Raw genomic sequence first — 11,598 nt, 5'->3', positions numbered from 1 at the left:
CGGCGCGGATCGGTGACGTCCCACAGCCGGGCCGTGTTGTCATAGCCCGAGGTGGCGAGGACCTTCCCGTCCGGGCTGAACGCGGCGTCGAGTACCCAGCCGTTGTGTCCGAGGATGACGGAGAGTTCGACGGGGTGGCGCGGATCGCCGAGGTCCCACAGGATCACCGACCGGTCGTAGCTGACCGTGGCGAGCAGCCGTCCGTCCGGGCTGAACGCCGCGTCGAGCGTCCACGAGGTGTGCCTGGCCAGGGTGGCGAGCTTCACCGGATGGGAACGCGCGGAGATGTCCCACAGCTGGACGAGGTTGTCGGCACCGGTCGAGGCCAGCAGGCGCCCGTCCCGGCTGATGTCCACACCGAGCGCCGACTGCGTGTGCCCGTCGAGCACCGTCGCCGTCGCGGCGGCGAAGGAGGTGCGCAGGGCGGCGCGGGCCTCCCGCACCGGGCTGATGCGGTAGGCCGCCAGGGACAGCCGGGCGGCCAGGTTCGCATCGGAGTTGCGGACGGCCTCGGCGGCCAGAGCGACGCGAGCGGCCGTCTCCTCCCGGCTCGGCCGCCGGTCACTGCCGGTGGTGAGCGCGAATGGTATGAGGGCCGCGATGAGCAGGACCGCGAGGAGCGGGGCGGCCAGCAGCGCGACGCGGCGCCAGTTCCACCGGCCGCGGTCCCGTGCCGACAGGTCGACGGGCGGCCCGGCGCCGACCGACCCGCTTGAGGCAGACCCGCCCGGGGCAGACATCTGTCCGGGCGCGCAGCGGTCCGGGTCGGTCCGCTGCGGGGGCGCGGGCATCGACACCCCGGCACGGATGACGCGGGTCACCTCCGGGTCGGGATGCGTGGTCGGACCCATTCCGACCAGACGCAGGAACAGCTCCTGGGCACTCGGCCGGGTGGCCGGGTCCTTGCGCATGGCCTCTTCGACGATCGGCCGCAGGGCTGGAGCGAGACCGTCGAGCAGTGGTTCGCGGTGTACGACGCGGTAGAGCTGCACCGGCGTCGGCCCGTCCCCGAAGGGGAAGGAACCGGTGCCCGCATAGGTCACCAGGCCACCCCACGCGAAGACGTCCGCCGCCGCCGTCACCGGCTCGCCGTTGGCCTGCTCCGGGGCCATGAACGCCGGTGTACCGATCCGCTGGATCTCCTGGCTGAGCATCGTCGGGGCGTCCAGCGCCCGGGCGATGCCGAAGTCGATGACGCGGGGACCCAAGGCTGAGAGCAGCACGTTGGACGGTTTGAGATCACGGTGTACGAGGCCGGCGCCGTGGATGGCGGTCAGCGCCGCGGCCACGCTGACCGCGACGCGCTCCAGGTCGGCCGACCGCAGCGGGCCGTCCGCGGCCACCGTCTGGGCGAGGGTGAGGCCGTCGATGTACTCGGTGACGAGGTAGGGCCGCCCGTCCGGCGGATCGACGACGCCGAGTACCTCGGCGGTGCAGAAGCGGGCGACCCGGCGCGCGATGTCGGCCTCCCGGCGGAACCGGGCCCGGAACTCGGGCACCCGGGCCAGGTCGGGCCGAATGACCTTGACCGCGACGAGCCGGCCGGCGTGCTCGGCGACGTCCGGCCTGCCCCGCCCGAGGAAGACGGTCCCCATCCCGCCCTCACCGAGGCGTCCCAGCAGCGTGAACTGGCCCAGTTCGGTCGGGTCGCCGCTGTCGAGGGGCTCGATGGACGGCCCCGTCAGACCGCTGCCGCCCACCGGGCCGAAGCCCGGCGCCGAGGACGTCCCCCGTCCCGACCGAGCGGCGGGTCCGGNGGGCGTCTCGGGTCCCACGGGGTTCGCTTCGGAGGCGGGGTCGGGTCGAGCGGGCGATGCGGACGGGGGCGCCACCGTCCCCGCGTTGCCCGTCTCCCGCTTGCGGCGCAAGACCCCTCCCGAACCGAGATGGTTGACATCGCGGATCCTATGCGCCTCGGAATCACCATCCGAGGCCCCCGAGCCCCGATGCGCAGCGCCGCCGTGGCCGGTTGCGCCTTGTCCGAGGCCCAGGATTCAGTGTTACTCTCCGTGAGAGAACGCGCACGATGGTCGGATGGTTTCCGGTTCCTTGTCGGCGATGCCGGATCAGGGGGAGCGCGGATGCCCCGCGGCGGAGGGGCCCTGGCCGGTGGGCTCCGGACTCGTGCCGGCCGCCGGGCCCGAGCCGGTGACCGCCTTCGAGCCGGTGGTGGCATCCGGCGCGCCGGCGGTCCGCGGCCGTTTCGGCGGCAGGTGCGACGGATACGGCGCGAGGGGTGGAGCCGGCCGCTGTCCCGTCGATGGCGACCGTCCCCTGGACGAGGACGGAGGCTGAGCGGGGGCCTCGCCGGCGGAGCGGGTGGCCGGACCGCCGGTGACAAGGACCCCGATGCAGCAGGCCAGGGCTGCCACGGCGAGGACGCACACCGCGCCGGCAAGCCACGTCAGGGCGCCCTGCGGCCATGGGGCCCACGCCACCATCGCGTCCCACGCGTCGCTGAGGTCGCCGCCCGTGGGTCGCCAGAAGTGCGGAAACACCATCGAGATCGCCCAGGCCTGCAGGGTGGTCGCGCCGGCCAGGAAGAGCAGCGGCATGATCCGGGAGAGATAACGGCCGGTCGCCGCCGCACCCATCCCGACCCCGATCGCCAGCGACGCCAGGCCCGCGTACAGGTAGCGGCCGGAGATCCCGCTGACGTGGAAGTACCTGTCGAAGTTCTTCGCGGACTGCAGGGTCATCAGGCCGAACAGCGCCCAGGTGGGCCAGAGCAGGAACAGCAGGTCCACCCGGATGCGTCCGGTCCGGGCCCGGATGAGGGCGAGGGCGAAGAAGACGATGACGACGGCGGTGCCCGTGCGCACCGGGACCGTCGTCAGGTTGACCTCGAACCATCCGAAGGATCCCCACCAGCGCAGGATCGTCCCGTTGATCAGCAGCTCGGTGTAGGCACCCCAGTCGTCGCCCAGATACTGGCCGAGCGGGAATCCCGGCGTCTCCGGTTGGAAGGTGCCGTAGCGGACGATGTTGACGATCCACCACCAGCCGCCGAGCGCGATCGCCAGCGCGCCGCCAAGCAGCAGCTGGCGCCAGGGCACGCGAAGCGCGGAGGCGGGTGGTCCCGCGGGTCCGGCCTCGGCGAGCAGGAAGGGCTCCGTCCCGGTGGGGTGAGGGCCCGTTGTGCGGGGGGCGGTTGTGCGGGGGCCGGCGGGGNAAGGGGNGGCCGGGNAAGGGGCGATGGCGGCTGGTCCGGTTACTGCCACGGCGACCGCTGGTCCCCGCGCCCACGCAGCCCGGGCGTCGCGTCGGGCCCGGCCCCAGGCGACGAGGTAGGCCAGCGCCGCCATGGGAACCAGCGTGATCGCCAGTGACTTCGTCATCAGGGCGAGGCCGACGAAGACCCCCGTCCAGGTCGCGGTGCGCAGGGAGGTGTCCCCGCGCAGCACGTAGACGATCGAGACCGTGGCCAGGCCGCTGGTCAGAACCAGCAGGTTGTCGTTGTTGACGCTGGATCCGATGTGGGTGAGCTGGGGGATCCCGAGCGGTACCAGGGCGGCACAGATCCCCGCCACCCGGCTGCCACCGCTGAGCCGGTTCGCCCCGGCCCAGGCGAGCAACGGCAACGGCGCGACCATTGCCACGCTGATCAGGCGCAGGATCCCGATGATCTCGTCCCAGCGCAGGTGGTCGCCACCGCCGGGGACGGCCTTGAGAATCATGGCGTCAACCCAGTAGTACAGCGGGGGATGCTGCACGAGCTGCTGGATGCTACCCTCCGGCGCCGGCGTCCGGTCCAACTCCTCCCAGCTGGGACGATCGTGGCGGGGGNCGGCGTCGGCCGCGGNGAACGGGCCGGCGGNCAGGNCGCGGGGCCGCTCCTCGGATCCGTAGGGGGCAGCCATGATCGCCCCCACGCCGCCCTGCGTCACGATCGCATGGCCCGGATGCGGCCAGCCCTTGCCCTCGACGAGCCGCATCACAGCGTCCACGTGGTTTGGTTCGTCGGGCGCATGGTATTGCGGCATCATCACCGACCAGCCGGCCAGCAGCGCGGTGAAGAGCAGGGTGATCACCCAGATGGCCGCGGGGATGGTGCGGAGAATCCCCCACGGCCGGAAGCGCGTCCCCATCGGGAACACGTCTCCGCCGGCCTCGGCGTCGGCGCGGGCCGTTGCGGTCGAATCCACAGAGTCACCCACGAGTGGCAGAGTCCCATCGGACGAAGGTGGAGTCATGCTACGGACCCCCGATTCCCCGTCGACATCATGGGTGCCCTTCTCCCGTCAGCCCTGGTCGCGCACGGTGGTGAGGGTGCTCCCGGGCGGGTGTCCAGACCGTTGTCGCGGTGTTCCCGGACCGTCAGTGTTCCCGGACCATCAACGTCGCAGCCCGCAACCATCATCCTGACCGCCCGAGGGCCGGTTCACCGTCATTGAATCGGGAGGTCGATACGGATGTCCTCGGCTATCCGGCTGCGAAGTCCGCCGGATAGCAGGACCTGTCGGATAGCAGGATCTGTCGGATTTCGGCGAGGCGAAGATTCCGGTTTAGGCGTGGCCGCGGAGGTGTCCGCGTGGCACGCGGACAGCCGAGGCCGCCTTTGACGTCCGACTGCCCCCGACGTCCGGCTTCCCACCCTGGCGTCCGAGGTCCGAGGTCCGAGGTCCGGCGTCCGGAGCGCGTGATCCGGACGCCGGATCAGCGCCAGGAGTCGATGTGGCCGACGATCTTCGCGGGGGATCCGGCGGCGACGGCTTTGGGCGGCACGTCCCGGGTCACCACCGAGCCCGCGGCGACGACGGCGCTCTCGCCGATCGTCACGCCCTTGAGCACGATGGCCCCCGCGCCGATCCAGGCCCGGTCCTCCAGCACGATCGGTCCGCTCATCGGCTGCTCCACGCCGTCGACGACCATCGGGTGAAAGTCGTTGTCGAGTAGCTGGGTGTCCCACGAGACGTTGCAGCAGGCGCCGATCGAGACGCGTTCGCGCACGAGGATCTTGGCGAACCCGTTGATGTTCGCCCCGGGGCCGAGTTCCAGCACGCCCGAGTCGACGACGATCCGCACGCCCCGCTGCAGCGACACGACACCTTCGCAGCGCAGGCGGCCCTCGGGATGCACCCGGATGATCGAGGTATCGCGTCGGGTCGACAGCCCGAACGCGCCGAGCCCCACCCGCAGCGCCGCGCCCTCGGCGAACTCGATGCGCTCCCGGCCTTCGATCACGGTGGGGGAACCGGTCCAGATCGGTTGCCTGTATGCGAGCGGGTAACGCAGCCCGGCCACGAACGAGCGGGCCGAGGTCTCCTGCGCCGCCCGCAGCGAACGAACGTGCCGCACATACTCCCGCAGATCACTTTTGAACGCACCCACGGAGCAACAGTAGGCGCTGCCCAGGTGGCCGGACCGCCCGGCTGTCGGCTCGCCGGGTCGGGCGTGCCACCCTAGAGTCGTGCGCGAGCCCTCGACGGAGCGTGCACCACCGCCACGGACCGGCGATCGGAGCGGGAACGACGACGTCGGACCGCCAGGACGCCGGCCCGGGACGCCGCTGGGCCGGAACGACGACCGGGAGCCACACCGACGTGAGTGTCAGCGCCATCCACCGACCTGAACATCCGCAGGCCGGCACCCCAGTGCAGGCGGCTTCCGGGGACGGCGTCGCCGCCGTCGGTCCGGACGCCCCCTACGTGACCATCGTGCTGCCCTGCTACAACGAGCAGGACCATGTGCTGCTCGAACTCGAGCGCATCACCGCCGCGATGGACGCGAGCGGTTACTCCTACGAGGTCCTGGCGATCGACGACAAGTCGACCGACAACACGCTCGCGGTGCTGCGCGAGGTGGCCCCGCGGTTTCCGCGCATGCGGGTGATGCCGTTCCGCCGCAACGGTGGTTCCGGCACGGCCCGCCGGATCGGGACCCAGGAGGCCCGCGGCAAGATCGTCGTCTGGACCGACGCGGACATGACGTACCCGAACGAGCGCATCCCGGAGTTCGTCCGTTACCTGGACGACAACCTCGACGTCGACCAGGTCGTCGGGGCGCGCCGCACCGAGGAGGGCACTCACAAGTGGGCCCGGGTGCCGGCGAAATGGTTCATCCGGATGATCGCCCAGCGGCTGTCCGGCATGAAGATTCCCGACCTCAACTCCGGGCTTCGCGCCTTCCGCCGGGACGTCTCCCTGCCCTATCTGCGGCTGCTGCCCCCCGGTTTCTCCTGCGTCACCACGATCACGATGTCCTTCCTGTCGAACCAGCATCCGGTGGATTACATCCCGATCGATTACGCAAAACGGTCCGGAACGTCGAAGTTCCATCCCTTCCGGGACGCGCGGCGTTACATCCTTCAGGTGCTGCGGATGGTGATGTACTTCGATCCGATCAAGGTTCTCATGCCGGTCGCCCTGTGGATCATGGGCTTGGGTTTCGTCAAGCTGATCGTGGACCTGATCCGCTACGACTTCCATGTGGCGACGTCAACGCTGCTGGCGATTCTGGTCGGCTTCCAGATCGTCGTGCTGGCGTTGATCGGCGATCTGGTGGCCCGCTCGCGCAGCGACACCTGACCGGCGTGCGCATCGCGATCGTCGGTCCGACCCATCCCTACAAGGGGGGGATCGCGCAGCACACCACCGAGCTCGCGCACCGGCTGTCGGCGCGGGGCCACGAGGTGGCGGTCGAGTCCTGGTCGGCGCAGTACCCCGCGCGGCTCTATCCCGGCGTGCAGCGCGTCACCGAGCCCGAGATGGAGCCGTTCGAGGTCACCCGCTACCCGTTGTCGTGGCGCCGGCCGGACGGATGGATCCGGCTCGGCAGGCGCCTGCGGCGGCAGGCCGACGCGGTGATCCTGGTCGTCGTCACTCCCGTGCAGGCCCCGGCGTACCTGGGCGTCCTCGGCGCACTGCGGGCCCGGGGGCCGCGCGGCCGGGGCACGGCTTCCGGGCGAGCGGGTTCCGGGGGTGCGGACCCCGGGGGTGCGGGTCCCACGGTCGTCGCGCTCTGCCACAACGTCCTGCCACACGAGCGCCGGGCCGTGGACGAACCGCTGACCAGTGCGGTGCTGCGCCGGTCGTCGGCTGTTCTCGTCCACACGCCGGCCCAGGCGGAGCTCGCCGCGCGCCTCACCCCTGCTCCGGTCCTGGTGGCCGAGATGGCCACGCACCTGTGGTCCTCGGCTCTGTCGTCCTCGCCGCCCGGGCCGGTGGCCGGCCGCGGTGGGCCATCCGCCGACGTCACCCGGCGCAACCTGCTGTTCTTCGGGCTGGTGCGGCCGTACAAGGGACTGGACGTCCTGCTGCGGGCGTTGGCCCGCGGGCCGGCGGACGTCCGTCTCACCGTCGCCGGCGAGTTCTGGGGCGGGACGGGGGAGATCGCCCGGCTGGTCGAGGAGCTCGGCCTGGCCACCCGGGTGGACCTGCGGTCGGGCTATGTCGACGCGGCGGAGGTGCCCGCGCTGTTCGCTGGTGCCGACGCCCTGGTGCTTCCCTACCGGGCCGGAACGGCGTCGCAGAACGTCGGTCTCGCGCACCTGCACGGCGTGCCGGTCGTGGCGACCACGGTGGGAACGCTCGCCACCACGGTCCGCGATGGGGTGGACGGTCTACTCGTGCCGCCCGACGACGCGGAGGCGCTGGCGGTGGCGCTGCGGCGGCTCTACGAGCCCGGCGTGCTCGCCGGTTTGCGCTCGAAGGTCATACCGCCGGACGTTGACGGGGCGTGGGAGCGTTACCTTGATGTGACGTTGGGCGCGCTTGGGCGCACATGAGCCGTGGCGCATACGCGAGTCACGGCCCATCCATGGGTCACGGCCCATCCATGGGTCACGGCCCACGGGTGAATCGTGGACTCGGAAGGCGGAGTGGAATGAGCAAGGCGGACCGGATCGGCGGGGCTGACTGGACGGGCGGGGCCGACCTGTGAGCCCGGTGCGGGACGACGCCCTCGCCTTCGTGGGCCATCAGGTACATGTCATGCGCCGCCGGGAGGTCGGCACCCTGCTGTCGTGGGCGGGAGAACTGGCCGGGCGCACCCTGCTCGATGTGGCCGGCGGTGACGGCTACTGGGCCGGCCAGGCCGTCCGTCGCGGGGCTCGGGCGGTGTGCCTCGACCTCGCCCGGCACAAGCTGCAGTTCGGTCGCCGGCTGCGCGGGCATCCCGGGCTCGTCGAGGGGGACGCCTTGGCGCTGCCGTTCGCCGCGGCCACGTTCGACGTCGTCATGTCGGTCTGCGCCATCGAGCACTTCGACGATGGTCCGGCCGCGCTTGCCGAGATGGCGCGGGTGCTGCGTCCGGGTGGCGACCTGGTGATGTCCGCCGACGCCCTCACCCGGGCGGCGTCCTGGCCGGACCTGTTCGACCGGCACCGCGAGCGCTACCACGTCAGGCACACCTATTCCGGCGACCATCTCGCCAAGCTGCTCGATGATGTCGGGCTTGAGGTCATCCGGCAGACGTACATGTTCCGCAGCGAACGCGCCGAGCGGCTCTACCTGACTTTGTCCGCCAAGGGCGGCAGGACGGGATGGAACGCCGCGGCCGTGCTCTCGCCGGCCGTCGCCCTGTCGGACCGGCGGGCTCCCGACACCGCGGGCAGCGTCGTACTCACCCACGCCCGCAGACGGGAGGGCTGAACGATGGCGCCCGCCGGCCGGTCGGCAGGCCCGGGCCCCGGCCGTGAACCGCGCCGGCAGCCGGAGCACGACCCGCGGANGGGCCCGCCGGCGCCCCCCACCTCCCTGCGCAACCAGCGCATCCTCGCCGCCGTCCTGACAGTGCTGCTGTTCGGGCTGATCGTGGCCGGGACGGGTGCCGGGTTCGCGCTCTTCGGCCATCGGGGCTGGGGATACCTGGTCGGCGGGATCTCCTGCGTCGTGATGGTACTCGCGGCTCTGCGCGCCCGCGGCCGCTGACCCGCTGACCCGCCGGCCCCGGCTGTCCGGGGACCGGGCCGGCTGTCCGGGGACGGAGGAGGCAGGGGCAGACTGTGACCCGTGCGTGTGGGTTTCCTTGTCGAGCAGCTGCTCGCGCCGGTTCCCGGCGGGACCGGGCGCTACTCCGCCGAACTCGCGGCGGCGCTCGCCCGCACCGCCGCTCCCGAGGATCGGGTGACCGGGTGGTGTGCCGGGCGCCGAGAGGTCGGTCCGGCCGTGCTGCCCGGCGTCCTCGGTCCGTTCCGGCTCGGTCTGCCTCGCCGCGCACTCGCCGTGGCCTGGGCGCGTGGCGTGGGTCCGGCTCCGACGGGGGTAGACGTCATTCACGCTCCGACCCTGCTGGTGCCACCCGCGGGTGGCACCCGGGGGTTCGTGACCGGTTCGGTGGCGGACGCCCTGCGCGGCCTCGACGACCGGACCGGGTCCCGGCGCGGGCAACGGTCCGGTGGCTCCCGGCGTTCTCCTGGTTATCGGCGTTCTCCTGGTTATCGGTGCTCCCCTGGTTATGTGGACTCATATCCACCTTCCGGACTTTCCGGCGCGCCGCCCCGTCCGTCGCTGGCTTCCTGGGCCTCCGGAACCGTCGCGCCGGCCCTGGGCGATGCCCTGGACCGGCGCCGGCCGCGCCCGAAGCTCGTCGTGACGATCCACGACGCCGTTCCCTGGACGCATCCCGAGACCCTGACCCCGCACGGGGTCCGGTGGCACCGGCTGATGGGCGAACGGGCCGCACGCCACGCCGACGCGATCGTCGTGCCGACGCTCGCGGTGGCGGCCGAGATCGCCCGGCATCTGCCGATCCCCGAAGATCGCCTGCACGCGATCGGGGAGGGAGTCGCCGACGCGGTGGTCCGGGTTCCGCCCGATGCCGACGCCCGCGCCGCGCGGATGGGGCTACCCCCTCCGGGGCGTTATCTACTCACCCTCGCCACGCTCGAACCCCGTAAGGGCCTCGACACCGCGCTCGCGGCGCTGCGACGACCGGACGATCCGGGCCTGCCGTTGGTCCACGTCGGCGCGACCGGCTGGGGTGGGCTGGACGTGCGCGCGGCGGCGGCCAGGCACGGTCTGGGCGCGGACCGGGTGCGCACCCTTGGGCGGCTCAGTGACGAGGATCTCGCCGTGGTCCTGTCCCGTGCGGGCGTATTGCTCGCGCCGAGCCGGTCGGAGGGCTTCGGGCTGCCGGTCGTCGAGGCGATGGCGCACGGTGTGCCGGTCATCGTCTCGGATGCCCCCGCGCTGGTCGAGGTCGGCGGGGACGCCGCCGTGGTGGTCGGGGTGGACGACCCGGCCGCGCTGGGCGCCGCGGTGGCGAAGGTCATGGGCGATCCGGACCTGCGGGGGCGGCTGTCGGAGTCTGGACGTCTCCGTGCCCGGTCATTTACCTGGAAAGGGGCAGCACTGGCGACGTGGGCGCTCTACCGTCGAGTCAGCGGTTCCCCCGCCGTGTCCGTCGCCGACGACGGGCGGGCGTAGTGTTGCCCCCGTTGAGAAGCAAGCGGTCACCGTGAAGCAAGCGACCACCCCGTCGCGGGTGGCGCGTCAGGGAGGGAGCGCCGTGGGACCCCGGGTGCTCGTCGACGCCACTTCGGTCCCGGCCGACCGTGGTGGCGTAGGGCGTTATGTCGACGGGTTGGTCGCGGCGCTGGGCGCGACCGGCGCGGACATGGCGCTCGTCTGCCAACGGTCGGATGAGGAACGCTACAGCCGGATGGCCCCACACGCCACCGTTCTGTCCGGGCCGGCGGCCATCGCCCACCGGCCCGCGCGGTTGGCCTGGGAACAGACCGGGCTGCCACTGGTCGCCGAACAGGTGAATGCCGATGTCATCCATTCACCGCACTACACGATGCCGTTGCGGGCGCACCAGCCCGTGTGCGTGACGATTCACGATGTCACCTTCTTCACCGAGCCCGACATGCACACCGCGGTGAAGGGCACGTTCTTCCGGTCCGCGATGCGCACCGCGGTGCGCCGGGCGGCCCGGATCATCGTCCCCTCGAAGGCCACCCGGGACGAGTTGGTGCGGGTGCTCGACGGGGAGTCGACGACCACCGACGTCGCCTACCACGGCGTCGACACGTCGACCTTCCATCCGCCGACCGAGGAGGACAAGCGGCGGGTGCGCCGCCGGCTCGGGCTCGGCGACTCGCGCTACGTCGCGTTCCTCGGGATGCTGGAGCCGCGCAAGAACGTGCCGAACCTCATCCGGGGCTGGGCCGAGGCGGTGCACTGGCGGGACGAGCCGCCCGCGCTCGTCCTGGCCGGCGGCTCCGGCTGGGACGACGACGTCGATGCCGCCGTCGCCTCGGTGCCGAGCCACCTGCGGGTGATCCGGCCGGGTTATCTGCGCTTCTCCGACCTGCCGGGCTATCTGGGAGGTTCGTCACTGGTGGCGTATCCCTCGCACGGTGAGGGCTTCGGGCTGCCGGTGCTGGAGGCGATGGCCTGCGGCGCCCCGGTTCTCACCACGCCGCGTCTGTCGCTGCCGGAAGTCGGCGGCGACGCCGTCGCCTACACTCAGCCGGACGCCGGCTCGATCGCCCGGGAGATGGGCGCCCTGCTCGATGACGCCGAGCGGCGCAGGCAACTCGGTGAGGCCGGTCTCGCCCGGGCCCGGGAGTTCACCTGGGCGGCCAGCGCCGAGGCGCATCTCGCGAGCTACGCGCGGGCGGTCGCCGAGCACTGAGGCGCCCGTCGGCCCGGC

At 72.1% G+C, this 11,598-nt stretch carries 9 protein-coding genes; 6 read left to right on the top strand and 3 right to left on the bottom strand.

Annotation, left to right across the window (positions count from 1 at the left end; translation table 11 throughout):
- The 3 genes from CED_RS24940 to CED_RS01225 form a co-directional block, all read right to left on the bottom strand.
- Window positions 1–1,595, bottom strand: a 1,595-nt coding sequence (locus tag CED_RS24940) for a WD40 repeat domain-containing serine/threonine protein kinase (RefSeq protein ID WP_235186848.1), incomplete at its 3' end; no start/stop codon positions are given.
- Between the two features lie 471 nt (window positions 1,596–2,066).
- The gene (locus CED_RS01230) at window positions 2,067–4,145 is read right to left on the bottom strand and encodes a DUF2142 domain-containing protein (RefSeq protein ID WP_235186841.1); all 2,079 of its coding nucleotides are present in this window, start codon (window positions 4,143–4,145) and stop codon (window positions 2,067–2,069) included.
- A 511-nt stretch (window positions 4,146–4,656) separates the two neighbouring features.
- Window positions 4,657–5,331: a DapH/DapD/GlmU-related protein gene (locus CED_RS01225; RefSeq protein WP_011435182.1), complete on the bottom strand. Its 675-nt coding sequence runs from the start codon at window positions 5,329–5,331 to the stop codon at window positions 4,657–4,659.
- A 212-nt stretch (window positions 5,332–5,543) separates the two neighbouring features.
- Here CED_RS01225 and CED_RS01220 point away from each other — a divergent pair, with 212 nt between their 5' ends.
- The 6 genes from CED_RS01220 to CED_RS01195 all read left to right on the top strand — a co-directional run bounded on the left by CED_RS01220 (window position 5,544) and on the right by CED_RS01195 (window position 11,580).
- Window positions 5,544–6,527, top strand: a complete 984-nt coding sequence (locus CED_RS01220) for a glycosyltransferase family 2 protein (protein WP_023839898.1) — start codon at window positions 5,544–5,546, stop codon at window positions 6,525–6,527.
- A 5-nt stretch (window positions 6,528–6,532) separates the two neighbouring features.
- On the top strand, window positions 6,533–7,726 hold the full coding sequence (locus CED_RS01215; RefSeq protein ID WP_011435184.1) for a glycosyltransferase family 4 protein: 1,194 nt from the start codon (window positions 6,533–6,535) through the stop codon (window positions 7,724–7,726).
- A 151-nt stretch (window positions 7,727–7,877) separates the two neighbouring features.
- The gene (locus CED_RS01210; RefSeq protein ID WP_011435185.1) at window positions 7,878–8,591 is read left to right on the top strand and encodes a class I SAM-dependent methyltransferase; all 714 of its coding nucleotides are present in this window, start codon (window positions 7,878–7,880) and stop codon (window positions 8,589–8,591) included.
- A gap of 3 nt (window positions 8,592–8,594) precedes the next feature.
- A complete protein-coding gene (locus CED_RS01205; RefSeq protein ID WP_035908212.1) occupies window positions 8,595–8,870 on the top strand; it encodes a hypothetical protein in 276 nt (91 codons plus the stop codon).
- An 81-nt stretch (window positions 8,871–8,951) separates the two neighbouring features.
- A complete protein-coding gene (locus CED_RS01200; protein WP_011435187.1) occupies window positions 8,952–10,367 on the top strand; it encodes a glycosyltransferase family 1 protein in 1,416 nt (471 codons plus the stop codon).
- A gap of 82 nt (window positions 10,368–10,449) precedes the next feature.
- Window positions 10,450–11,580 (top strand): glycosyltransferase family 1 protein, encoded by a 1,131-nt coding sequence (locus CED_RS01195; protein WP_011435188.1) that lies wholly within the window; start codon window positions 10,450–10,452, stop codon window positions 11,578–11,580.
- Window positions 11,581–11,598 lie beyond the last annotated feature (18 nt).

Origin of the sequence: Frankia sp. CeD (assembly GCF_000732115.1) — a bacterium.
Lineage (GTDB): Bacteria > Actinomycetota > Actinomycetes > Frankiales > Frankiaceae > Frankia > Frankia casuarinae.
The sequence above is the reverse complement of the archived record's forward strand: the minus strand, read 5'-3'. Positions and strand labels throughout refer to the sequence as shown.